Genomic DNA, 24856 nt, shown 5'->3' on the forward strand with positions numbered 1-24856 from the left:
CTGAGCGGCCCCAGGCCGCACTCTGAGAAAAACTGCCGAGCAAGGGGGACCAATGGGGGTCACAGTAGCGTTTTCTCAGGTGCTGCTAGCTGTAATTTTCCTGGTTTCCGCAAGCCTGAAGTTGCCTAAATTCTTAGAATTTAAGGGTACCATTGTGGAGACATTGACGCTCCCGGGCAAGATAGCAGGCATCTTGGCGAGTGGCGTTGTGGTATCCGAGTTGTTCACCGTGGCCGTACTGATCATTGGGCCAGCCTGGCTAGGATATCTATCCTCCCTGGTACTCTTGTCCGCCTTCACTGCCTATCTCGTATGGATATTGGTACGACATCCGGGGGCTTCCTGCGGATGCACCGGAAGCCGGGAGAAATCGGCTTCGTGGACGCTCGTGGCACGAAACCTCATACTCGCCATTTCGGCGGTTGTTGGATGGCTGGCGTCATCACAAAACGCACAGCTGTCAATCAGTATGCACATCACCATAATAGCTCCGGCAATCCTCACTGGAATTTTTCTGCTCCACCTCGACGAGTTCACCTACTTCTTTAGGTGACGCATGGGACGGAGAACTCATTCGTGGCCATTTTCCTGTCAACCGTCGCCACGCTCATCGCGTGTCTGAGTGGTGCGCTCTCTTTGGCAGTCGCCCTTCGAGTCAAACGTCTCCTTGACCCATTGACTCAGGGCGGGCATCTCGGCCGGGACCAGAAGGATCCCGTACTCGTAGGCAGCGCCGTTCCCGATGTCGGAACGTTGACCGATGTATACGGCGAGTCCGTAGAGCTTCCGCTAAATGACAATACCTCTTGGGTTCTCTCGTTCCAGTCGACGACGTGCACGGGATGCAAGCAGCAACTGCCCGGCTATAAGCGTTACCTGGAGTCTCTCAGTATCAGCAAGGATCGGATCCTCTCCGTAATCTTCGGCGATATTGCGGATGTCGGACTTTACGAGAAGGAACTCGGTCACGTGAGCCGGGTGGTCCATCTGACCGATGGGGAGGACCGACTCTCCCGGGAGATCGGTGTGGCATCCTGGCCGACCTACCTTGTCGTCTCGGAGGCGGGGACCATCGCCTTCTCCTCGAACAGTTCCGCCCAGCTCGCCGAATCAATAAAGGCGCTGGACTGAACTCGGCTGCGCACGTCGGGCAGTTCATAGCAGAGCTCGCGGGGTTTGTCACCTCCCGGGCTCTGCCCTCATTTTGGCGACCTTGCGGCTCGCCGCAAAAAGTGGTGGTAACAACATGTCGAAGAGAAATACCCTAGTCCAGCTCGCCCACTGCGCGCCGGCTGCTCTCTCCCTCGCCTGGCGGTCCGCTCCCCGGCTGATCGCTGTCTACGTAGGCCTGGCTCTGATCGGCGGCATCTTCCCAGTAGCCGCATCCTGGCTGCTGAAGATGATCATCGATCACCTCGCCGCAGGCTCGTCCAGCGCCGCCCTGATCGGCCTGACTGTCTGCCTCGCGATGGCGGGCATAGGCCAAGGCGCCATCGTTCACGTGAACGAGTACGTGAATTCGGAGACACAGCGCAGGATCGGCCGAAATTCCCAAGTGGAGCTCTTCTCGGCCGTCAACCGGTTCGGAGGAATTGCCCCTTTCGAAGATCCTGACTTCTTGGACAAGATACGCTTGGCCAAGCATTCTGGCAGCAGTGCGCCGCATCAGGTTATTAACAGTCTAATCAATTTCCTCCGCGCCGCGATAACGATTACCGGATTTCTGGGTTCTCTTCTCGTCCTCGGGCCCCTCATGGCGCTCTTCGTCTCCCTGTTCGCCGCACCCGTTCTTGCCGCCGAGATTTCACTCTCCAACAGGCGAGGAATCATGCTGTGGGCGATCAGTCCGGCGGAGCGGCGAGAGATCTTCTACGACCAGCTGCTCACAACCCCGGAGGCGGCGAAAGAGGTACGCCTCTTCGGGATCGGTGACTTCCTACTGGGACGGATGCGTCAAGAAAGGGAAACTGCCGACGGCGCAAAGCGGACCATGGATCTTCGGGAGGCGCGGATTCAGTCGACCCTTGCGGTACTGGCTGCGTGTGTGAGCGGGGTCGGCCTGCTCTGGGCCGTGTATCAGACCCGATCAGGAAGTCTCTCGATCGGTGACATATCTATTTTCGTCGCAGCGGTGGCCGGAGTACAGAGTTCCCTGGCCCAATCAGCGAGCGCTGCAGGCGGTGTGCACCAAGCTCTAATTTCGTACGAATACTATCGTGCGGTGACAACCAGCGAGTCGGACGTCTTCGTTCCAGAAGTCCCGCAGGTACTCTCCGGTCTTCAGGACTCAATCGAGTTCAAGAACGTCTGGTTCCGATACTCAGATGAACATCCCTGGATTCTTGAGGGAGTTAACCTGAAGATTGTGGCGGGTCAGTCGCTCGGAATTGTTGGGCTGAATGGGGCAGGAAAATCGACGCTCATTAAACTTCTCTGCCGCTTTTATGACCCGACCGAGGGTGTGATCCTTTGGGATGGCACTGATACACGTCAGGCAGATGTCGTTCATCTCAGGGAGCACATGTCGGTGGTGTTCCAGGATTTCATGCAGTTCGACATGACGGTGCGCGAGAACATCGGGCTAGGCGACCTGGATGCGCTGGAGGATGACGAACGTATCATTGCTGCCGCACGCCGAGCAGGCGTGAGTGATGCGATCAACGCGTTGCCCAAGGGGTACGATACGCTACTCACTCGAATGTTTTTTGCAGGCGCCGACAATGAGGCACCGGAGGTCGGTGTCCATCTCTCCGGTGGGCAGCAACAGCGGCTCGCACTCGCGCGTTCCTTCGTCAGGGCCCAGCGTGATCTACTGATACTCGACGAGCCGTCCTCCGGCCTCGATGCCGAAGCAGAGTACGAAATCCACTCATCGCTCCGAAAATTCCGTCAGGGTAAGACAAGCTTGCTCGTCTCTCACCGGTTGGGCTCACTGCGTGACAGTGACCGCATCGTCGTCCTGTCGGACGGTCGCATACTCGAAGACGGCACCCACAGCGAACTCATGCGGATCGACGGGGAATATTCACGGTTGTTCCAAATTCAGGCATCGGGCTATCAAGAGGGTGAGACGATCGAGTCGTCGGGGCAGGTTGCCGGATGAGCGCGATGGTTCTTATAGGCTCGATCGTCGCGGCCCTACTTCTGGCCCTGTCGATCTCCCACGTATCGCGTCGCAAACTGGTGGTGGTTGTCGTGCAGGGCCTGAGCATGGTGCCCACCTACCAGCCAGGCGACCGGGTCCTGGTCATCCGAGGCAAGGTCCCGGCGGCGGGGGACATAGTGGTCGTCGAGCAGCCGTCGATGGAGACCGCGGGCTGGCCGAGCACGCCGGCTGGACTTGGGGGCGGAAGCGGGGACGTGCAAAGTCGGCCATGGCTGCTCAAGCGTGTGGTCGGTGCACCTGGGGACCGCGTCCCAACGCAGGCGTCGGGTCCCCTACACACAGCGGCTGGTGTGGTGCCACCCGGGAGCTTCTTTCTTCTCGGTGACAACGCCGATGTCAGCTTCGACTCCCGCCAGATGGGTTGGTTCCCCCTGGAGCGGGTTCTTGGCACCGTCTACCGACGCACAGACTCTGGCTGAACGTGCAGGGCCCGGACGCGACCCTCAACAGCACGTGCTTTGGCCGAGTTGGGCCCGGGCATCAGAGTGAGCCGGATACCGGTGGCGGCGGGCCCGGCGTGGACGCGGACCGACGGACGTCCTTCCGTGGAGACCGTCGCACCAGTGCGCCGAGCACCCGCCGCGCCCGAGGGCCGTGCCTACGCCACCAGGCACCTGCCCAGAGCAACTGCATCCCCCCGATGAGCAGCAGGGTCGTCAGCCCGTCGATAGCATCGACCCAACCCGGGCCCGTGAGGTTACCTACTGCACCGAACAACAGCGGGCCTGTAAAATAGAAGATCACAATTGCGCCGAGCCCGAGTGAGATGGTGCTGCCCAGGACCATCAGCACGGCGTAGACCCGCACCACCTTGCGCTCCCGATCCGGCAGAGAGGCCAGCGGACTGCGGTTGAGGCGGCCAATCAGCCGTCGACACAGGAAGCGCAGATAGACCAGCGCATCGCCGAACATGTTGCGGCATCGACTCAGATCCTGAAGCAGGAAGTAGATGTCCGTGCGCATGAAGACCATGAACTCGCTGGCCACCGAGAGCGCCTTGTTGAGGATCACCAGTCGCAAGATCAGCGGGCTGGTGTCCGTCGCGGTCATCACGATGAGGCAAAGGGAACACACCAGCGCGTCGCTCGCCATGCCCGCCAGATAGGCGGTCACCCGCACTCGACGGCAGCACAGCCAGATGCCGGAGATCTCCGTCTCCGCGACCAGGAACTGAAGACGGGTCCCCAGTCTCATCCGGCCAGGCACCCCGGCCGCCCTGGCCGTCAGCAGGTGGGCCGACTCATGGACGAAGATCAGCAGCCACGCCAGGGCGCTCTCCAGCAACAGCACGGGCGTCCCGTGCTCACTCCAGACCAGATCCTCCCAGCGCGGCAGGCTGTCCGGATGCACGAAGGCCGCAGCCACGCCCAAGGCGAGGACCGCCCCCACCAGCCAGGGCACGGACGGATGGAGGAGCCATCGGACATGGCGCTGTTCGACCCTGGGCAGCGTCGGATTGATCGGTTCCGTCGACGGGATCTGCTGTCCGTCGACGGAATTAACCATTCCGAGTGCGGCCAGCTGCGAGACGAATCCGGCAACGTCACAGTCGTTGCCGGTCTCCTTCCTGATATGCAGCCGGGTGTCTCCAACAGTCAGCCCAGACTCGAGAAGCTCGATCGCCCGCATTCCCACTGCGGGAATCTCGATGAAAGTCCCGCTGTCTGCGCGACCCACCACCCAGCCGTCCTCGTCGGGGCGGCGCCCGAGCGAATGGAAGAAAATACGTGACGCGGTGGCTGGTGCTCCTATTCCACTAGTCAACAGTGGCCACCGGTCGCCGTGCCGTGCCGCACGCCTCGCAAGAATCACGCGACGGATGACGAACGTATACAAGCTGATCCGGAGCCATCAGGTTCAGCCCACGCAGATAGCCGGGCGGCTGCTTCGCCACTCCGGTAATCAGCGACATGACCTCATACGCAATCCAGTTGCCGCAAATTCCCGCCGAGGCCGAGATCACCCCTGGGCCGCCAATCACTGGATCGGGCCCCTGCCTGCGGCGGGCCTCCTCGCCCGCGGCCAGACAGCCGTCACATGGGCCGCCGGGGCCGTACACACCAATAGTGATTTTGGGGCCGCTGTAGCCGCCTCCCACCCAAGGAATGCCCGCTGCGGCGCATACCCTGTCCGCCAGCGTGTTGATGTACTCGCCACGGGACTCGTCGGCGCAGAGTGCCAGTACGTCCGATCCCGCGATCACCTCGGCGAGTGCGTCCTCGGTGTCGACCTTGCGCCGTTCCACCGTAACGGACACACCGGAGTTCACGGCATGGAGTCGCTGGGCAAGCGCCTCCACCTTGGGACGGCCGATGTCGTCCTCCGTATAAGGCGTCTGACGTGTCAGATTGCTGACTTCGACGACGTCGTGGTCGACGCAGTGCAGCCGGCCGACACCCGCCGCGGCGAGCGCCCAGGCGGCGTGGCTTCCCGCTCCTCCGACGCCGAGCACGGTGACACGGCCACACTTAAGCGCGGCCTGCGCTTGCCAGCCGCTCCTTCCCGGGCGCATATCCACCCGGCGGAAGAAGTCGTGGTTACGGCTGTAGCGCTCCTGGTCGTCCCTGGTCAGCTCCTCCGGCACGGGCTGCCGTACATCCTCGATGTACCCGGAATCCAGCAGTTGGCCGACCAGTCCCTCGGACGCGGCCGGAGACAGTTCGGGGAACGTACGCCGCAGCTCCTCGGCGACCGCGCCCGCCGCCCGGGTACCGTCCATGAGCTGAAGGGCCAGCCAGACATATCCCCGCGCGTCTTTTATCTCTGCGGCCGTGCCATACAACTCACCACCGATTCGAATTGTCCCGTCATCGAACCGATAGGGTGCATGGTCGGGCTTCACCCGTGGATACTCCACCTTGCGCACCTTTCTGGGGTTGGCATGGCCCGGAATTCCTTCCGGGCCATGCCAACCCACAGATGAACAGAAATCAACGGGCGATGGCTTTGTTCTCGATCGTCTCAATCTTGTCCAGCATTCGGATCTCGATCGCGTACGGTGCCACGTCCTCGGTCTCCGTACGCTCGTCGGACTGCTCCACGGACTCCGGCAAGGTATTCACCCCCTCTTCCCTCGTATGTCACCCCGCCCCTCCGGATGGGGTGGCGTATGGGCGATCATCGACGCCGGGTGAAAGCCTGTCAAGACTGCCTTCCTTACGGAGCGTTCGACCTGGAAGCCAATCGGGACGAACGGGATCGGGCATCATTTCCGCGCTTGGGGATATTCACCGATCGACCACCGAAAGGGACATCCGGCGACAGTGTTGACACCCGCTTCTCCTCCGGGTGAGCGAGGCCGGGCTGATCATGAGCACTCAACCGCGCAGTTCGGCCAGGTCCTCCTCAGCGAGGTTCGTGTCGCCCATCGCAACGTTCTCTTCCGGCTGGCCGGGGAACGCCATTGCGCGGGATCGCCAGCACCGAGGGCGACCGGGCAGTTTCGCGGCGATGTCCGAGTGCAACCGTGGTGTGGCGTTCAACAGGCCCAGGTACAAGGGGCTGCGACGGTCGCACGTCGGTGCGGGACGGGGCGGCTGTTCGGGCGGGCCCTGGGGGTCGGGCACGAGGGGCGGCTCTGCGGGCTGGTTCCCGCCGCGGCGATGCTGGTGCAGGCGCGGCGGCAGGCGGGTCGAGAGGTGCTCGGGGATCTCGCCGCGACGCGGTGGGAGCGGGAGTTCGACCTCGTCGTGATGACCGGTCACTCATTTCAAGTGCTGCTGAACGATGAGCAGTTGCGCGGTGCGCTGGCCGCCGTGCATCAAGCTCTCTCCCGCGATGGCCGGTTCGTCTTCGAGACCCGCAACCCCGCCGCCCGCGCCTCGGAGAAGTGGACTCCGGAGCACGTACGCGAGGTGACGGACACCCGCGGCCATGCCGTACGTGTCTGGCACGACGTCGAGACACCCCTCGCCGGGGGCCGTGTCACGTACACCGAGACCTTCGACCACCCGGGGTGGGAACGGCCACGGGTCAGCCGCAGTGCGCTGCGGTTCATCGGCCCGCACGCGCTCGACGGGTTCCTCACCGAGGCCGGGTTCGCCGTGCACGAGCGGTTCGGGGACTGGGGGCGGGGGCCGCTCACCCCCGCCGCCCCGGAGATCATCACGATCGCCGGGCCCCAGGACCTGTCCGGCGAATCAGGCCCTACTCGTCATTGAGCCCCTCTTCCAGCGCCACCAGCGCCGGGTCCAGGATGATGTCCTCGTCGCGCGCCTCGGTCGTCGGCTCCTCCGGGAAGTGGCAGGCCGTCAGGTGTCCCTCACGGTTCCCGGAGATCTGGACCAGCGGGGGCTCCTCGGTCGCGCACTTGTCCTGCGCCTTCCAGCAGCGGGTGCGGAAACGGCAGCCGGACGGCGGGTGGATCGGCGAGGGAACGTCACCCGAGAGCCGGATCCGCTCACGGTCCTCGGCGTCGTCGTCGAGGACGACCTCCGGGACCGCCGACAGCAGGGCGTGGGTGTACGGGTGCCGGGGTCGGCTGTAGATCGAGTCCCGGTCGCCGACCTCCACCACCTTGCCGAGGTACATCACCGCGAGGCGCTGCGAGAAGTGCCGGACGATCGCCAGGTCGTGCGCGATGAAGAGGAAGGCGATGCCCAGCTCTTCCTGGACCTTCTGCAGCAGGTTGACGACCTGCGCCTGGATCGACACGTCCAGCGCCGACACCGGCTCGTCCGCCACGATCAACTTCGGCTCCAGGGCCAGCGCACGGGCCACCCCGATGCGCTGACGCTGGCCGCCGGAGAACTCGTGCGGGAAGCGGTTGTAGTGCTCGGGGTTGAGACCGACGAGCTCCAGCAGCTCCTGTACGCGCTTCTCCACGCCGCCCGCCGGCTTGATCCCGTTGACCTCCATCGGCGACTTGATGATGGTGCCGACGGTCTGCCGCGGGTTCAGCGAGGAGTACGGGTCCTGGAAGATCATCTGGATCTCGGACCGTACCGGCGCCATCTTCCTGCGCGAGGCGTGCGAAATATCCTGACCTGCGTAGATGATCTTTCCGGCGGTGGGCTCCAGGAGGCGGGTGATCAGCCGACCGGTCGTCGACTTACCGCAGCCGGACTCACCGACCAGGCCGACACTCTCGCCGACACCGACGGTCAGGTCGATCCCGTCGACGGCCTGCACCGCGCCGACCCTCCGTTTGATCGGGAAGCCACCGTAGATGGGGAAGTGTTTCGTCAGACCCTCGACCTTGAGCAGCGTTTCGCTCGCCGTGTCGGTGGGACCCTGCTGTGCCGGGAGGGTGAGGTTGTCGCTCATGTCTCGGTTCTCCCTAGCGCAGCCGGGGCTGGATCTGGTCGATGAAGATGGTCTGTTTCTGCTCGGCCGTGAGGTGGCACGCGGAGGCGCGGCCGTCGGCCAGTGAAGGCCGGTCGTCGGTGCACCTGGTGCCCGGCACCTCGTCCTTGAAGGCACAGCGCGGGTGGAAGGCGCAGCCCGTGGGCGGGTTGAGCAGCGAGGGCGGCGAGCCGGGGATCGGCGTCAGCATCTCGTTGATGTCGCCGTCCAGTCGCGGCATCGAGCTGAGCAGGCCCCACGTGTACGGGTGCTTGGGCGAGCGCAGCACCTCGCGGACAGTGCCGCGTTCAACGGCCCGGCCCGCGTACATCACGAGCAGGTCGTCCGCCATGTTCGAGATGACACCGAGGTCATGGGTGATGAAGATGATCGCGGTGCCGAACTCCTGCTGGAGGTCCTTGAGCAGGTCGAGGATCTGCGCCTGCACGGTCACGTCGAGCGCGGTGGTCGGCTCGTCGGCGATCAGCAGGTCGGGGTCGCACATCAACGCCATGGCGATCATGGCGCGCTGGCGCATACCGCCGGAGAAGTGGTGCGGGTAGTCGTCGAAGCGCGTCTTGGGCTGCGGGATGCCGACCTTCTCCAGCATCTCGACCGCCCGGACCTTGGCTTCCTTCTTCGAGGCGCCGGTGTGCTTCATGAACGGCTCGGAGAGCTGCCGGCCCACGGTGTAGAACGGCGAGAGAGCCGTCAGTGGGTCCTGGAAGATCATCGCCATCTTGTTGCCGCGGAGCCGCTCCAGCTCCTTCTCCGTGGCCGTGACGAGTTCCTTGCCGTCCAGGACGACCTCGCCCTCGACGGTGGTGCTCCACGGGTTGTGCAGGCCCAGGATCGTCAGGTTGGTGACGGATTTGCCGGAGCCGGATTCGCCGACGATGCCCAGAGTCTTGCCGCGGTCGACGTCGAAGGAGAGGCCGTCGACCGCCTTGACGATGCCGTCCTCGGTGGAGAACTGCACCTTGAGATCGCGGACCGAGACGAACTTCTCCGGGCCGGTCGGGGCCGGTGCGCCCTCGGTCTTGGTCAGTGTGGTCACGGGGGTTCGTTCTTCCTAGGAGAGCCGGACGCGCGGGTCGACGACGGCGTACACGATGTCGACGAGGATGTTCAGGATCAGGATGAAGAAGGCCCCGAACAGCATGACGCCCATCGTCAGCGGAAGGTCCTTCTGAGTCGCTCCGTCCACGGCGAGGCGTCCGATGCCCTGGAGGGAGAAGGTCAGTTCGGTGACGACGGCACCGCCGAGCAGGGCGCTGATGTCGATACCGAGGACGGTGACGATCGGGATGAGCGAGCCGCGCCAGGCGTAACGGAAGAACACGTACTTCTGCCCCATGCCCTTGGCCCGGGCCGTGCGGACGTGCTCCTCCTGTAGCTGCTCGATCATCGAGGAGCGCGCCATACGCGTGTACTGCGCGGTGAAGATGGTGGCCATCACGACCATCGGGATGGACAGCCCGACGAGCCACTCGACCGGATTCTCGGTGAACGGGACGTACTTGGGGTCTTCCATCCAGCCCGTGCTGTAGACGAGAACCGTCAGCGCGATCGGGCCGAGGAAGTAGATCTGGAACGAGCTGAGCACCATGGACGCACCCGTGGCGACCTTGTCCACCGTGGATCCGCGCCGGTAGGCGGCGAGCATACCCGTGCCGAGACCGACGATGAGGAAGACGACTATGGCGCCGACGGTCAGCGAGAGAGTCAGCGGGAAGCGGTCCATGATGGTGTCCCAGACGAAGTCGCCCGAGTAGAACGACTGGCCAAGGCACGGAGCGGCACAGTGGCCGTCGGGGAAGTCACGGCCGACCACGATGCCGGACATGAAGTCCCAGAACTGCTGCGCGACGGGCAGGTCGAGCCCCAGCGCGTGGCGGATGTCCTCCAGTCTCGCGGGCGAGCAGTCCTTGCCACAGGCCAGTGAGGCGTAGTCGGAGGGCGCGGCGACAAAGAGGAAGAAGCTCGCAGCGCCGATGAGGAACAGAGTGACGACGGCACCGACCGTGCGCCGGATTATGAACTGAAGCATGGCGGGGGGCTGCTCTCTGCGGAGACGGTGTGGGCGGTTTCACGGAACCGCGGGAGTGCGCTCCGCCTGGTGCGCACTCCCGCGATCAGCCGTAGAGAGTTACGACTTCAGGAACAGCCGGGTGACGTCGATGTAGCTCGACTCGGTGCTGTAGCGGGCACCGCCGATGTTCGAACCGTAGAGCTGGAACTGCTTGGTGTACCAGAGCGGGGCAGCCGGGTTGACCTCTTCGAGGATGTAGTGCTGCGCTTCCTTCCAGGTCGAGGCGGCCTCGGTCGGCTCCTGGGTCAGGGCCTTCTTGATGAGGTCCTGGACCTTCGGGTCGTCGATGTGCGAGTAGTTCGGCGAACCGTCGGCGATCTGGTCACCGTCGTAGACCGGCGTGACGACCGTGGCCGGTGACGGCCAGTCCTGGCCCCAGCCGCTGATGTAGATGTCGTACGGGTTGTCGAGCTTGCCGATCTGCTCGTAGTAGCTCGCGGAGTCGACCTCCTTGGCCACCACGTCAATGCCGACCTTGGTCAGCGCGTCCTCGATGGCGACCTTGCGCTTCTGCCCCGCCTCGTTGTTGGAGTAAGCGAAGACGAGCTTCTTCTCGGCGGCCGGAACGTCCTTCAGGAGCTCCTTGGCCTTCTCGATGTTGCCGCTCGGCGTCTTCAGACGGCCGTACGGGTCGTACGTCGCCTCGTAGCCCGGCAGGGTCGGGGCGAACAGGTTCGGGGCCACGTCGCCGCCGTACGCGCCACCCTCACCGGCGATGAGCGACTTGGAGTTGACCGCGTAGGTGACCGCGTCGCGGACCGCCTTGTTCTTGATCCGGTCCAGGTTGAAGTTCAGCACCATGACGTAGGGCTGGTAGCCCTTGATCGTGCGCTTGTCGACGGCCGGGGTGCTGATGACGTCCTGAATCTTGGTGGCCTCGACGCTGCCGGTGAGCTGGATGGCGTTCTTGGTGTCACCCTGGTCGGCGATCAGACGGCTGGTCTGGGTCGACTCGGTGACACCGAAGTCGAAGTCGAAGCCGTCCACGTACTGGTGGCGCACGGAGTCGGTCGCCGGGTCCCAGTTCTCGTTCTTCACGAGCGTCAGGGTCTTGCCGACCTTGTACTCGGAGATCTTGTACGGTCCGGTCGAGACCGGGGCCTTGTCGTACTTCTCCTTGGTGTCGGTCGCCTCCGGAACGACGGAGTAGCCCGGCATGGCCAGCGTCTGCGGCAGGTCCGGACGGGCCGTGTCGAAGTGGAGGACGACGGTCTTGTCGTCCGGGGTCTCCAGGACCGAGTCCGGCAGGTGCTTGGTGCCGTAGCCACCGTCCGGGAGCGCCTTGCGGTAGTCCGCGCCGCTCAGCCAGGTCTGCAGGTAGGTCGGGCCGTCGAAGATGAAGTCGGCGTACTGACGCTCGATCGTGTGGCGGATGTCCGCCGACGTGATCGCCTTGCCGTTCTCGTCCTTGATGCCGTCCTTGAGCGTGTACGTCCAGGTCTTGCCGCCGTCGGACGACTTGCCCGAGTCGGTCGCGAGGTCTCCGACGACCGCGACACCACCCTTGCCGTCCTCCTCGAAGTTGGTCAGACCGCGGTAGAGCAGGTTGGCGACCTGGCCGGCGTCGGAGACATAGACCTGACCCGGGTCCAGGTGCGAGAGACCTGCCTCCTGGTAGACCTGGATGGTGCCGCCGCTCTTGGCGCCGGCCACCTCCTCGGCGGGACCGGTCGACGCGGCGGCGTCGGCGTAGGTGACGGCCTGAGACTGGGTCGCCGCCTCCTTCTGGTCCTCCTTGGAGTCCTTGTCGGAGCTGCCGCCCTTGTTCTCCGAGCACGCGGTGAGCACGAGGGAGCCGGCCGCGATGGCGACCAATATGGCGCGGGCTCTGCGTGGGTTGAACGACTTCATGAGGAGAATCCACCTACCTGTCGGGTTGATATCCATAAGTACTGCCTAACGCGGCTGGCATGCCGACGCGGGGGCGGCAGTCACCCCCCACCAATGGACGATTACCGCCCGGACTTGGGGTCGAAGGCGTCCCGTACTGAGTCTCCGAGGAGGTTGAAGCACAGGACGAAGATCACCAGCGCCAAGCCCGGGAAGAACATGAACGCCGGGTCCTGCTCGGCGTACTTGGCGCCGGCGGCGAACATGCGCCCCCAGTCCGGGGTCGGCTCGACGAAACCGACACCGGCGAAGGAGAGGAACGCGATGGTGAGAATGGTGCTGGGCAGCTGGTACGTCGTCTGCACCAGGATCGGCGTGACGACGTTCGGCAGGATCTCCTTGCGCACGATCCGCCAGGGCGAGGCGCCCGAGACCTTTGCGGCCTCCACGAACTCCCGCTCACGCAGCGAAAGCACGGCGGAGCGGATCAGCCGGGACATGCCCATCCAGCCCAGAACCCACAGCACGATCAGCATGGCCAACGCGCGGAAGTAAGTGGGGGTTTCCTCCCGCGGGTCCACGAAGAACGCGGTCACCACCGGCATGAAGGCGATGAAGAAGAGCTGTTGCGGGAACGACAGGAAGAAGTCGGTGATCCTGCCGAGCCAGTAGTCCGTCCTGCCGGCGAGGTAGCCGCCGACGAGGCCGACGATCACGCCTGTAGCCATCATCAGCACGGTCACGCCGAGTGCCATGAACAGCGAGGTCCGCATGCCGTAGAGCAGCATGGTGAAGACATCGCGGCCGTACTGCGGCTCGACGCCGAACCAGTGCTCCGCCGAAACACCGCCGAAGTACCCCAGGGGAAGGCCGAAGTCGTCCAGGACGGGCGAAGCCGCGTAAGTGGGGTCCTGGCCGTACAGCGTGTACGGGTTCTTGCCGTACAGCGAGGCGATCACCGGCGCCAGCAGGGCAATGGCGAAATAGAAGACAACTACGGCGGCGCAGATCATCCCTGTACGGTCCCGCTTGAAACGCTGCCACATCAGCTGGCCGGGCGATCGGCCCGCCAGCTTCTCCGGCTGCTCGGAACGTTTCGGCCCGGCCTTCTCGTCGACCTCGGTGGAGGCCTCCGCGCCCTGGAGCTCGATCGGACTGGTCATGATTCGTCCATTTCATGGGTACGCCGAGACGGCAGCCGCCACGGGTGGGACGGCTACGGTTCGGACCCTGCGGATCAGGAGAGACGTATGCCTAGTGGTCGCTGGGCGCCAGGGCGCGGCGAGCAACAACTCGCAGGTGAACACGCGTAGTTGGCATCTTGTGCCTCCTCATGACTCAACCGTGCACGGACAGGAGGGGTACTTGCTTGACCTCCGACACCCCTGACGGAAGGTCAAGCACCCCACTGTGCTCGTGAGTCGGCGCTGCCCCCGGCAGCGCATGACCCATTGACCCGAGCGTTACGCGGCTAACTATCTGACATGAGCCAGATACCGACCACTGCCTTTAGGTCTCGGTTCCATCACACCTGACGCGTACATCTTCCAAAATCTGGACAAAATGATCCGCGAGAGAAGCCCGCGAAACGGACTTGTTACATATGTATCGGGCGGGACGAACCGCATTTCGGACACGGCGCGACGGGAAAACCAGTTGCGGGTGGCATCCGGGACGGCTAGATCTTTCGCAACAAAAAGCCCGGGTTCCCCATCATGGGGGAACCCGGGCTCAGTTGCCGGTGACTCGGTCTGCCGGACGGCCGGATCAGCCGTACCGGACGGCCGGAATCAGCCGTGCATCAGCCGTGCTTGGCGCGGCTCGCGGCGCGGCCGCGCTCACGGGCGTCCAGGTTGACCTTGCGGATGCGAACGGACTCCGGCGTCACCTCGACACACTCGTCGTCGCGGCAGAACTCCAGCGACTGCTCCAGCGAGAGCTTGCGCGGCGGGACGATCGCCTCGAAGGAGTCGGCCGCGGCCGACCGCATGTTGGTGAGCTTCTTCTCCTTCGTGATGTTCACGTCCATGTCGTCGGCGCGCGAGTTCTCGCCGACGATCATGCCCTCGTACACCTCGGTGCCGGGGTCGGTGAACAGCACACCGCGCTCCTGCAGATTCGTCATTGCGAACGCCGTAACAGCGCCGGCGCGGTCGGCGACCAGCGAGCCGTTGTTACGGGTCGTGAGCACGCCGAACCAGGGCTCGTGGCCCTCGTGGATCGAGTGCGCGATGCCGGTGCCGCGGGTGCCGGTGAGGAACTCGGTCCGGAACCCGATGAGACCGCGGGACGGCACGACGAACTCCAGACGGACCCAGCCCGAACCATGGTTCGACATGTTGTCCATCCGGCCCTTACGGACGCCCATGAGCTGCGTGACCGCGCCCATGTGCTCCTCGGGGACGTCGATCGTCATGCGCTCGACCGGCTCGTGCACCTTGCCGTCGATCACCTGGGTGACGACCTGCGGCTTGCCGATGGTCAGCTCGAAGCCCTCGCGGCGCATCTGCTCGACCAGGATGGCGAGCGCGAGCTCACCACGGCCCTGGACCTCCCAGGCGTCGGGACGCTCGGTGTCCAGGACGCGCAGCGAGACGTTACCGACCAGCTCGCGGTCCAGGCGGTCCTTGACCTGACGGGCGGTGACCTTGCGGTCCTTGACGGCCGCCTTCGCGGAGGCGCCCTTGCCGGTGCCGCCACGGCCGACCAGCGGCGAGGTGTTCGTACCGATGGTCATGGAGATCGCCGGCTCGTCGACCGTGATCAGCGGCAGCGCGATGGGCTTCTCGGGGTCCGCGAGCGTCTCGCCGATCATGATGTCCGGGATACCGGCCACGGCACAGATGTCACCGGGGCCCGCCATCTCGGCCGGCTTACGGGTGAGCGCCTCGGTCATCAGGAGCTCGGTGATGCGCACGTTGGACATCGTGCCGTCGCGCTTGATCCACGTGACGGTCTGGCCCTTGCGCAGTTCGCCCTGCTCGACGCGGAGCAGCGCGATACGGCCGAGGAAGTTGTCGGCGTCCAGGTTCGTGACGTGCGCCTGGAGCGGGGCGGCCTCGTCGAACTCGGGGGCCGGGACGTGCGACAGGATCGTGGAGAAGAAGGGCTCCAGGCTGTCGCTGTCGGCCGGGACGGTGCCGTCCTCCGGCTTGGTCAGCGAGGCCACGCCGTCACGCGCGCAGGCGTAGACGATGGGGAACTCGATCTGCTCCTCGTCCGCCTCCAGGTCCAGGAAGAGGTCGTAGGTCTCGTTGACGACCTCGTCGATCCGGGAGTCCGGGCGGTCGGTCTTGTTGATGCACAGGATGACCGGCAGGCGCTGCTGGAGCGCCTTGCGCAGCACGAAGCGGGTCTGCGGCAGCGGGCCCTCGGAGGCGTCGACCAGCAGGACGACCGCGTCCACCATCGACAGACCGCGCTCGACCTCACCGCCGAAGTCGGCGTGGCCGGGGGTGTCGATGATGTTGATGGTGATGACGTCGCCGCCATCCTTGGGGTGGTACTTCACGGCCGTGTTCTTGGCCAGGATCGTGATGCCCTTCTCACGCTCCAGGTCATTCGAGTCCATCATGCGGTCGTCGAGCGACTCGGCGGCGTGCGCGGCGAAGGCACCGGCCTGCTTGAGCATGGCGTCGACCAGAGTGGTCTTGCCATGGTCGACGTGGGCGACGATGGCAACGTTGCGGATGTCGTGGCGCGTGGCCATATTGAGGCGCTTCTCCCGGAGTGAGTGGACGGCCCCTCCGCTCACCGGGGTGGGGCCCTGCCGGGCTGAACGCGCCACGGCCTTACCCCATGCTACGTGGCCCTGACACCCGCGGCCTCCGCGGGCCCGCGAGCGCAGGCCCGCGGAGGGCGTCCCCGGGCTCGTGGTCAGGCGGTCTTCGCGGCGGGCGAATCAGCCGGGCAGAGCTTCCGGGCGGCGGAGCGCGCGGCGGCATCCGGGGTGCCGAGATCTCCGTCCTCGACGGGATCACCACAGCTCAGGAACCCCTGACCGACCCCGTCCCAGGTCAGCACATGCCCCTTGACCGGCTCGACGTCGCCGTCGCCCGCGCAGCTGTACGTGAAGTCGGCCTCGACCAGGCCGACGTACGTCCACGCGTAGTACGACCCCTGAAGGTTCCCCGCATGCAACTCGTAGCCGGCTCCGGTTTCGTCCGGAACAGCCGCCTCCGAGGGGTCCGCGAGAGGTTCCGCCGTCCTGAGATGCCGCCCCAACGCCTTGATGGCGTCCGCCGCACGAACCCCGGGCGCCGTGGACGTCATGTGGGGCTTGTAGTGGACGCCATTGATCGACGCGATCGGCGCCGAGACGGAGTCCGTCTTCTTCTTCAACGTGATCGGGTCGGAGAGCCCGGTCAGCTTCTGCTCGCGTTCGATATCGGACCAGGCGTACGTGCAGGACACGGCCTCGGCCTTTTCCTTCCCGCCGTCCTTGTCGTCCTCGGCGCCGGTGCAGCCCACGGCGCCGACGAGCAGCGCCGTCGTGGCGAGAACCACCACCGTGTTTCCGAGCACGCGTTCACGCATGGTGATCCCCCCGGGGTCCCCCGTGGCCAGTGGTGATCACTGGCCGCGGGGGCACACTACTTGTCCTTCTTCTCCGTCCGCTGCGGGCCCTGCGCGCCCTTCTTCAGGAAGCCCATGTCCTCGTAGACGGGGGTCTGGAAGCCGAAGGCGCCGGTGTTCGCGAGGTTGGTGCGGGCGGCTGTCAGTTGGGGGCGCTGGTAGAGGGGGATCGATCCGGCGGCGGCCCAGATGCGGGCGTCGGCCTTGCGGACCAGGGAGCGGCCCTCTTCCTCGTCGAGGGTGGCGATGGCCTGGTCGAAGAGCTGGTCGACCTGGTCGGTGCCCACCCGGGTGTAGTTCTGCTCGACGGTGAGGGAGCCGTCGGCGGCCGGTACGGGCTTGGAGTAGATGGGGCGGGCGTCGGTGGCCGGGTAGGCGGAGGCGGGCCAGGAGTACAGGGCCAGGTCGTACTCACCGGACGCGATGTGGTCCTTGAAATAGCTGTCGTCCGGGACCCGGTTCATCTCCGTCCGGACGCCGACGCGCTCCAGCATCCGCGAGATGCGGTCCGCGACGGCGCGCAGCGACTCCGAGCCGGGGCCCGAGGGGACCACGAAGCGGAGGGTGAGCGGCTTGCCGTCCTTGGCGAGCGCGCCGGCCGCGGCACCCGCCGGGGCAGCCGTGCCCTTGGGGGCGTACGCGCCGGGCGCCCCACCCCGCTTGGCCTCCTTGGCCTCTTTGCGCCCGTACTGTTTGCCGTCGAGGTGCTTGCCGGCCTGCTCGTCCGCGTACTGCCCCGACTGCTTCTTGGAGTGGTCCTTGGGGTCCTTCTTCTTCTCCCGGTCGGCCTCGGCCGGCTTGTTGTCCTCGCCGACGATGTACGTCCCGTCGCCGGAGCTCTCCTCGGAGTCCGCGGAGTCCGCCTGCTCGCCCTCGGAGCCGGCCGCCTTCTCCGTCTTCTTCTGCTCCTTGACCGGCCCACCGGGGACCCATCCGGCGTCCGCGAGCAGCGCGCGCGCCTCCGCCGTGTCCTGGCCGCCGAGGGCGCCGCTGTTGTCGGCGTACGCCTGCTGGCCCGAGAGCGCGAGGTGGCTGCCGACCGGCACGGCGGGCAGCCCGAGCGGTTCGAGGACCACCTTGGCGAGCTCCTCGCGGTCGAGGGCGCGGGCCACGGCGCGGCGGACGCGCTCATCGGCGAGGGGGCCCTCGGAGCCGTTGAGGGCAAGCTGGGTGTAGGCCGGTTCGAGGGACTTGCGGACCGCGAAACCGCGCAGGGCGGACTGCTGGTCGGCGTACTCCGCGAGCGCCTCGCGGCGCTTCTCGCGGGCGCTGATCTCCTCGCCCGCGGCCTCCTCGTCGGAGCCGTGCGCGAGGGCCCAGGAACGCAACGCCTTGGTGGGGGTGAGCGCGGCGCCGGGACCCTGGAGGGGCGTGCTGCCCTTGTCGCGGGCGGCGAGGGTGATCCGCTCGGCCTCGGAGGGGTCGATCTCGGCCAGGTCGAGCTTGTCGGCGGCGAGCGCGGCCGCCCGCTCGTCGCGGGGGACGGCGCGCAGCACGATCTCGGAGAGCTTGGTGGGCCGGCCCCACCAGCGCGGGTTGCGCGTGAGGGTGACCTTGCCGTCCTCGTGGTCGACCTTCTTCAGCGAGAAGGGTCCTGCGGTGACCTTCAGCTTGCGGCGCGCGCCGTCGTTGAAGGTGTCCGGGGTGCCCATGACGTCCTTCGGGTACAGCGGCGAGAACAGCGACTTCCAGTCGGCGTACGGGCGGCTGAAGGTGACCTTGACCTGGAGGTCGTTGGCGCCGCGCTCGATCTTCTCGATGCGGTCGTAGCCGGCGTTGCGGGCCGTCCAGTACGCGGTGTCCTTGCCGGACAGGGCGCGCCACTGGGCGGCGAAGTCGGCGGCGCCGATCTCGCGGCCGTCGCTCCAGACCGCCTGCTGGTTGAGCTTGTACAGCACGACCTGCTTGGGCTCGCGGTCGACGACCTTCGCGGACTCCAGGTAGTCGGGGTTTGCCTGCGGCCGCCCGTTCGGGTCGAGCCGGAACATCGAGGGCAGTACGGCGCCGGCGACCCTCGACGTCGCGGCGTCGGCGTCCGCCTGGAACGTGTTGAGCGTCTCCGGTACGGCGTCCACGGCCCAGCGCAGGGTGCCGCCGTCGGCGATCAGGTCACGGGTCGCGGGCGCGATGTCCTGCGCGGCCACCGGCTTGCCCGCCTGGTCCTCCGCGCTGCACGCGGCGAGAAGGGGTACCGCGAGCGCCCCCGCGGTGAGAAACGCGACCGAGCGCATCACCGCACGGAGTCCGACGCCGTCGTGGGACATCACTGCAACCTCCGGGGGACGCTCTACTGTCGGCTTCTGATCACGTTTGGCGGTATATGGAGCTGATCAGATGTATGCGCCCACTGAAGGGGAGGGGGACGGGGCGGAGGCGGCGACACGGCGGGAGAAGCGCGGAAGCCCACCCGTGCGGCGCAACGAAGCCGATTCTCAGCCCGTCCGGCGTTTGAGGACGAGCGCGTTCAGGCGCGACAAGGAGGTCTGGGGGCGGAGCCCTCAGGTACGGGACGGGCAGGGGCGGAGGGCGAGAAACCCCGGCCCCGGCCCACCCCCGGCCCCGGCGCACGGAGGCGCGCGACCCACCAATCCATGCACACGCCTTCACAGGGCCTCATGTGACGCGCAACACTCGCAGGCGCATGAACGTTGCCGCCAAGGGGCCGACGCGCCCCGGAAGTGAGGGCAAGTCATGTCCGTGCAAGACGACCTGACATCGATCCAGCGCTGCCTCGACGACCTCGCGAGGTCGGTGGGACGCCTGGAGCAGCAGATAGGCCCGGGCCTGGAGATGCGCCGCGTGCGCACCGACGCCGACCACCTCCGCGACAGCGTCGCGCTGCTGAAGGAGGCCGCCCCCGGCCTGACCACCCCCCGGCGCCCCGACCTCGTCCCCATCCCCGACACCCCGTACGACACCTCCCTGTGGACGGACTCGGACGACGAGGGACTCGGCGCCCGCGACCGCCGCGCCCCCTGAATCCGCCCCTGGGCCGGAACCCGAACGCGAACCCGACCGGAGTCATGAGTTGGCCACTGGTACGGAACCTCATCCCAACAGCGGCGGTGTACGCGCCGGTACACGTGCCGCGATCACCGCCCCGCACCTGCGGACGGACCGCTGGTGGCTGGCGCCCGCCGTCACCACGGCCGGCCTGCTGGCCTTCATCGTCTACTCGACATGGCGGGCGTTCGCGAACACCGACTACTACGCGGCCCCGTACGTGTCCCCGTTCTACTCGCCGTGCCTGGCCTCGAACTGCGAGCCCATGCACGCGGGCCCCAACGGGGACCTCTTCGGGAGCTGGTGGGGCATCTCCCCCGCCGTCATCATCCTGGTCTTCCCGCTCGGCTTCCGGCTGACCTGCTACTACTACCGCAAGGCCTACTACCGCGGCTTCTGGGCGAGCCCGCCGGCCTGCGCGGTCGCCGAGCCGCACAAGAAGTACTCGGGCGAGACCCGCTTCCCGCTGGTGCTCCAGAACATCCACCGGTACTTCTTCTACGCGGCCATCCTCGTCGCCGGGATCCTCACGTACGACACCGCGCTCTCCTTCCGCGACGAGCACTACAACTGGGGCCACATGGGCCTGGGCACCCTGGTCTTCCTGCTCAACATCGTGCTGATCTGGGCGTACACCTTGTCCTGCCACTCCTGTCGGCACATCGTCGGCGGGAAGCTCAAGCACTTCTCCAAGCATCCCGTGCGCTACCGGATGTGGCAGTGGGTCGGGAAGCTGAACGACCATCACATGCTGCTCGCCTGGGCGTCGTTGGTGAGCGTGGCGCTCGCCGACTTCTACGTGTATCTGGTCGCGTCCGGCGCCTTTGACGATCCGAGGTTCTTCTGATGTCCGTGGTCGATCGACAGGAGTGGGACGTCGTCGTGGTCGGCGCCGGGGGCGCCGGACTGCGCGCCGCCATCGAGGCACGTGAACGTGGCGCCCGTACGGCCGTGATCTGCAAGTCCCTGTTCGGCAAGGCGCACACGGTGATGGCCGAGGGCGGCATCGCGGCCGCCATGGGCAACGTCAACTCCGGTGACAACTGGGAGGTCCACTTCCGCGACACCATGCGCGGCGGGAAGTTCCTCAACCAGTGGCGGATGGCCGAGCTGCACGCGCAGGAAGCCCCGGACCGGGTATGGGAGTTGGAGACCTGGGGCGCCCTCTTCGACCGTACGAAGGACGGCCGGATCTCGCAGCGCAACTTCGGCGGGCACGAGTATCCGCGGCTCGCGCATGTCGGCGACCGGACGGGGCTCGAGCTGATCCGCACCCTCCAGCAGAAGATCGTGGCTCTTCAGCAGGAGGACATGAAGGAGACGGGTGACTACGAGAGCCGTCTGAAGGTGTATCAGGAGTGCACTGTCACGCGGGTCCTGAAGGACGGCGAGCGGGTGTCCGGGGCCTTCTGCTACCAACGCGAGTCCGGCCGCTTCTTCGTCCTCGAAGCGCCCTCGGTGGTGATCGCGACCGGCGGCATCGGCAAGTCGTTCAAGGTGACGTCGAACTCGTGGGAGTACACGGGCGACGGGCACGCGCTGGCCCTGCTGGCCGGAGCGCCGCTGCTGAACATGGAGTTCGTGCAGTTCCACCCGACCGGCATGGTCTGGCCGCCCTCGGTGAAGGGCATCCTCGTCACGGAGTCGGTGCGCGGCGACGGGGGTGTCCTGCGCAACTCCGACGGGAATCGGTTCATGTTCGACTACATCCCGGACGTCTTCAAGGAGAAGTACGCGCAGTCCGAGGACGAGGGCGACCGCTGGTACGAGGACCCGGACCACAACCGGCGTCCCCCCGAACTGCTGCCCCGGGACGAGGTCGCGCGCGCCATCAACTCCGAGGTGAAGGCCGGCCGCGGATCACCCCACGGCGGAGTATTCCTGGACGTCTCCACCCGGCTGCCCGCCGAGGCGATCCGGCGCCGACTCCCCTCCATGTACCACCAGTTCAAGGAACTGGCGGACGTCGACATCACCGCCGAGCCGATGGAGGTCGGCCCGACCTGCCACTACGTCATGGGCGGCATCGCGGTCGAGTCGGACACCGCGGCGGCGCGCGGCGTACCCGGCCTGTTCGCGGCCGGTGAGGTCGCCGGCGGCATGCACGGCTCCAACCGGCTCGGCGGCAACTCGCTGTCCGACCTGCTGGTGTTCGGGCGCCGGGCGGGACTGCACGCATCGCAGTACGCGACCGAACTGGGTGAACGGCCCCCGGTGGACGACCTCCAGATCGACGCGGCCGCGGCGGAGGCACTGCGGCCGTTCTCCGCCGAGGGACCCGAGCCGGGCCAGGAGAACGGGCGCCCGCCCGAGAACCCGTACACCCTCCACCAGGAACTCCAGCAGACGATGAACGACCTGGTCGGCATCATCCGCCGGGAGGCGGAGATGGAGACGGCCCTGGAGAAGCTCGCGGATCTGCGGGTACGGGCCCGCCGGGCGGGGGTTGAAGGGCACCGCCAGTTCAACCCGGGCTGGCACCTCGCCCTCGACCTGCGCAACATGCTCCTGGTCAGCGAATGCGTCGCACGAGCCGCCCTGGAGCGTACGGAGTCCCGTGGCGGCCACACCCGCGAGGACCACCCGGCGATGGAGCGCACCTGGCGCCGTATCAACCTCCTGTGCCAACTGACCGACCCCACAGGTGGATTGGCGGCGACCGACCCCGTGCACGGCCAGATCGACCTGAGCCGCGAGACCACCGAACCCATCCGCTCCGACCTGCTCGCCCTCTTCGAGAAAGAGGAGCTGGTCAAGTACCTCGCCGAAGAGGAGCTGTACGAGTGAGCAGTTATGAGGCCCGTTTCAAGGTGTGGCGCGGGGATGTGAAGGGTGGCGGTCTGAAGGACTTCGAGGTCGAGGTCAACGACGGTGAAGTGGTCCTTGACATCATCCACCGCCTCCAGGCGACCCAGGCACCCGACCTGGCCGTGCGCTGGAACTGCAAGGCGGGCAAGTGTGGTTCGTGCTCGGCGGAGGTCAACGGGCGGCCGCGGCTGCTGTGCATGACGCGGATGTCGGTGTTCACGCGGGAGGAGACGATCACCGTCACGCCGCTGCGCGCCTTCCCCGTCATACGGGATCTCGTCACGGACGTGGGCTTCAACTACGCGAAGGCGCGCGAGGTCCCGGCCTTCGTGCCGCCCGCCGACCTGGGTCCGGGCGAGTACCGGATGCAGCAGGAGGACGTGGACCGCCCGCAGGAGTTCCGCAAGTGCATCGAGTGCTTCCTGTGCCAGGACACCTGCCATGTCGTCCGGGACCACGAGGAGAACAAACCGGCGTTCGCGGGCCCGCGCTTCCTGATGCGCGTGGCCGAACTCGACATGCACCCGCTGGACGCCGCCGCCGAGTCCGGCCTGGACCGCAAACGCACCGCCCAGGACGAACACGGCCTCGGCTACTGCAACATCACCAAGTGCTGCACCGAGGTCTGCCCCGAGGGCATCAAGATCACGGACAACGCGCTGATCCCCCTGAAGGAACGGGCGGTCGACCTCAAGTACGACCCGCTCGTATGGCTCGGGAGCAAGATCCGGCGACGGACCTGAACCGCCTCACGCCTCCGCTCGGAGATACCCCGGGTGCGCCACCCGCCCGAGGAACCTCAGCCGGGTCAGGACACCCAGCCCTCCCTGTACGCCGTCCAGTCCGACTCCTCGGCGGCGAAATCGATGTACAGCGCGACCCCGAAGCGTTCGCGGTCGCGGTCCGTGCGGGAGAGGCCCAGACGCGCGCCGCGTACGGCCGCCTCGACCGTCTCGGCGGATTCGTGGTGGCTCAGGTCGTCGTCGTGGAAGAACGGCAGGCCCATCAGCAAGTCCGTTGATTCGGGCGTGACTTCGAGGGCGAGGGACGTCTGCTGGGCGACGTATCCGCCGTACAGGCTCTCCAGCGGAAGTGCCGTGTCGTACGACATGAGGGCGATCTGGTCGACGCGGCGGGCGACTTGGCCGAAGTAGGCCTGGGACCACCACTTGGGGTGGCCCGTGAGGGTGCCCCTGATGGAGTTGGCGGCCGGGAACGGGTCGATCTGGTGGGCGGCGACGGAGAGGGGGACGCCGCGGTCCTGGGTGACCGCGTGCAGGTCGTCGAGGAGGGAGAGGTAGTCGTCGTCGTCCGAGTGGAGCGGCTCCAGGTCGAAGTGGACGCCGTCGAAGCCGGCCCCGAGGACCTGCTCGGTGGAGCCGACCACGGCGGCCCGCGTCTCCTCCCGCTCCAGCCGCATCCCCTCCGGCCCCTCACCCGCCAGTACGTCCCCGAGCCAGGCCTGCACCCGTACGCCGGGCAGCTCGCGGTGCACGGCCCCGATCAGCCAACCCGCCTGCGGATAAGCCGACTTGGGCAACGCCCCGTCGTGCTCCAACGGTCCCGCGTGCACATACAGGTCCCGTATCCCGGTGTCCCGCAACTGCTCCGCGAGCGCCTGGACATCCGCGTCCGTCTTCCGCCCGTCGATCCAGGCATGGCCCAGCCACAGGGCGTCACGGTCCCTGGTCTGGGTGCCGGGGCCCGGGTCTCCGGCGTAGTTCACCCGCAGCGCGATGCCGGCGCCGAGGACCGGAAGCACGAGCAGGAGCACGAGGCCGAGGGCTATGCGCTTGGGCCAACGGAGGCCGGGGTGCCGCCAGGCGCGGAGGGGGCGCCGGGTGCGGGAAGCCTGGTCCGCGGTCGCGTCGGGATCATCATCGGGTTGGGGTTGGGGTTGGGGTTGGGGTTGGGGTTGAAGTTGGGGCTGCGGCTCCACGCCGGCCGCCTCCGGGGCAGGCGCCGGCTCCGCCCGCGCCTCAGAATCCGGCCCGCTCCCGGACCGCACCTCCGGCCGGTCCACCTCGGATTCCGTCCGCTCCGTGTCCATCCCCGTACCCCCTCCTGTACGCCCCCGCATCCTCCGTACCCTAAGCACC

General features: G+C 66.5%; 21 protein-coding genes. 9 read left to right on the forward strand and 12 right to left on the reverse strand.

The window, feature by feature from the left end:
* Positions 1-52: 52 nt before the first annotated feature.
* From AB0N66_RS18280 to AB0N66_RS18295, 4 genes are all read left to right on the forward strand, one after another.
* Complete coding sequence (locus AB0N66_RS18280) at positions 53-553, forward strand: MauE/DoxX family redox-associated membrane protein (protein ID WP_365435479.1); 501 nt, start codon at positions 53-55, stop codon at positions 551-553.
* A gap of 23 nt (positions 554-576) precedes the next feature.
* Positions 577-1131: a hypothetical protein gene (locus tag AB0N66_RS18285; protein WP_365435482.1), complete on the forward strand. Its 555-nt coding sequence runs from the start codon at positions 577-579 to the stop codon at positions 1129-1131.
* An 82-nt stretch (positions 1132-1213) separates the two neighbouring features.
* Positions 1214-3103: an ABC transporter ATP-binding protein gene (locus AB0N66_RS18290; RefSeq protein WP_365435485.1), complete on the forward strand. Its 1890-nt coding sequence runs from the start codon at positions 1214-1216 to the stop codon at positions 3101-3103.
* Positions 3104-3108: 5 nt separating this feature from the next.
* Positions 3109-3585 (forward strand): S26 family signal peptidase, encoded by a 477-nt coding sequence (locus AB0N66_RS18295; protein ID WP_365436065.1) that lies wholly within the window; start codon positions 3109-3111, stop codon positions 3583-3585.
* Positions 3586-3646: 61 nt separating this feature from the next.
* Here the strand turns inward: AB0N66_RS18295 and AB0N66_RS18300 are convergent, their stop codons facing one another.
* The 3 genes from AB0N66_RS18300 to AB0N66_RS18310 form a co-directional block, all read right to left on the reverse strand.
* The gene (locus AB0N66_RS18300; protein WP_365435488.1) at positions 3647-4843 is read right to left on the reverse strand and encodes a hypothetical protein; all 1197 of its coding nucleotides are present in this window, start codon (positions 4841-4843) and stop codon (positions 3647-3649) included.
* Positions 4844-4922: 79 nt separating this feature from the next.
* Entirely contained in the window at positions 4923-6032 is a 1110-nt protein-coding gene (locus tag AB0N66_RS18305) for a ThiF family adenylyltransferase (protein ID WP_365435491.1), read from the reverse strand.
* A gap of 64 nt (positions 6033-6096) precedes the next feature.
* A complete protein-coding gene (locus tag AB0N66_RS18310; protein ID WP_365435494.1) occupies positions 6097-6228 on the reverse strand; it encodes a hypothetical protein in 132 nt (43 codons plus the stop codon).
* A gap of 396 nt (positions 6229-6624) precedes the next feature.
* On the opposite strand from AB0N66_RS18310, the gene AB0N66_RS18315 reads away from it, so the two are divergent.
* Entirely contained in the window at positions 6625-7326 is a 702-nt protein-coding gene (locus AB0N66_RS18315; RefSeq protein WP_365435497.1) for a class I SAM-dependent methyltransferase, read from the forward strand.
* Here AB0N66_RS18315 and AB0N66_RS18320 read toward each other — a convergent pair.
* The 8 genes from AB0N66_RS18320 to AB0N66_RS18355 form a co-directional block, all read right to left on the reverse strand.
* Entirely contained in the window at positions 7313-8431 is a 1119-nt protein-coding gene (locus AB0N66_RS18320; RefSeq protein WP_365435500.1) for an oligopeptide/dipeptide ABC transporter ATP-binding protein, read from the reverse strand. The two genes, AB0N66_RS18315 and AB0N66_RS18320, sit on opposite strands and share 14 nt — an antisense overlap.
* A gap of 13 nt (positions 8432-8444) precedes the next feature.
* On the reverse strand, positions 8445-9506 hold the full coding sequence (locus AB0N66_RS18325; RefSeq protein WP_365435503.1) for an ABC transporter ATP-binding protein: 1062 nt from the start codon (positions 9504-9506) through the stop codon (positions 8445-8447).
* A gap of 15 nt (positions 9507-9521) precedes the next feature.
* Positions 9522-10499 carry an ABC transporter permease gene (locus tag AB0N66_RS18330; protein WP_365435505.1) on the reverse strand — a complete coding sequence of 326 codons (978 nt, stop codon included), beginning with the start codon at positions 10497-10499 and terminating at the stop codon, positions 9522-9524.
* A gap of 99 nt (positions 10500-10598) precedes the next feature.
* Positions 10599-12392: an ABC transporter substrate-binding protein gene (locus AB0N66_RS18335; protein WP_365435508.1), complete on the reverse strand. Its 1794-nt coding sequence runs from the start codon at positions 12390-12392 to the stop codon at positions 10599-10601.
* A 101-nt stretch (positions 12393-12493) separates the two neighbouring features.
* Positions 12494-13534: an ABC transporter permease gene (locus AB0N66_RS18340; RefSeq protein WP_365435511.1), complete on the reverse strand. Its 1041-nt coding sequence runs from the start codon at positions 13532-13534 to the stop codon at positions 12494-12496.
* Positions 13535-14172: 638 nt separating this feature from the next.
* Positions 14173-16080, reverse strand: coding sequence for a translational GTPase TypA (gene typA / locus AB0N66_RS18345; RefSeq protein WP_365435514.1), 1908 nt, complete (start codon positions 16078-16080; stop codon positions 14173-14175).
* Between the two features lie 167 nt (positions 16081-16247).
* Entirely contained in the window at positions 16248-16907 is a 660-nt protein-coding gene (locus AB0N66_RS18350; RefSeq protein ID WP_365435517.1) for a hypothetical protein, read from the reverse strand.
* A gap of 56 nt (positions 16908-16963) precedes the next feature.
* Positions 16964-19210, reverse strand: coding sequence for an ABC transporter family substrate-binding protein (locus AB0N66_RS18355; RefSeq protein WP_365435520.1), 2247 nt, complete (start codon positions 19208-19210; stop codon positions 16964-16966).
* A 427-nt stretch (positions 19211-19637) separates the two neighbouring features.
* On the opposite strand from AB0N66_RS18355, the gene AB0N66_RS18360 reads away from it, so the two are divergent.
* From AB0N66_RS18360 to AB0N66_RS18375, 4 genes are read left to right on the forward strand one after another with little or no spacing between them, the layout of a single operon-like run.
* Positions 19638-19925: a hypothetical protein gene (locus tag AB0N66_RS18360; protein WP_365435523.1), complete on the forward strand. Its 288-nt coding sequence runs from the start codon at positions 19638-19640 to the stop codon at positions 19923-19925.
* Positions 19926-19974: 49 nt separating this feature from the next.
* On the forward strand, positions 19975-20796 hold the full coding sequence (locus AB0N66_RS18365) for a hypothetical protein (protein ID WP_365435526.1): 822 nt from the start codon (positions 19975-19977) through the stop codon (positions 20794-20796).
* The gene (locus tag AB0N66_RS18370; protein ID WP_365435529.1) at positions 20796-22736 is read left to right on the forward strand and encodes a fumarate reductase/succinate dehydrogenase flavoprotein subunit; all 1941 of its coding nucleotides are present in this window, start codon (positions 20796-20798) and stop codon (positions 22734-22736) included. The genes AB0N66_RS18365 and AB0N66_RS18370 overlap by 1 nt, the downstream gene beginning before the upstream one ends.
* Positions 22733-23500: a succinate dehydrogenase/fumarate reductase iron-sulfur subunit gene (locus tag AB0N66_RS18375; RefSeq protein WP_365435532.1), complete on the forward strand. Its 768-nt coding sequence runs from the start codon at positions 22733-22735 to the stop codon at positions 23498-23500. The genes AB0N66_RS18370 and AB0N66_RS18375 overlap by 4 nt, the downstream gene beginning before the upstream one ends.
* Before the next feature lie 65 nt (positions 23501-23565).
* On the opposite strand, the gene AB0N66_RS18380 is transcribed toward AB0N66_RS18375, so the two are convergent.
* Complete coding sequence (locus AB0N66_RS18380; RefSeq protein ID WP_365435535.1) at positions 23566-24807, reverse strand: hypothetical protein; 1242 nt, start codon at positions 24805-24807, stop codon at positions 23566-23568.
* Positions 24808-24856: the final 49 nt, after the last annotated feature.

The organism is Streptomyces sp. NPDC093544, from assembly GCF_040683495.1.
In the GTDB taxonomy this organism is placed as follows: domain Bacteria; phylum Actinomycetota; class Actinomycetes; order Streptomycetales; family Streptomycetaceae; genus Streptomyces.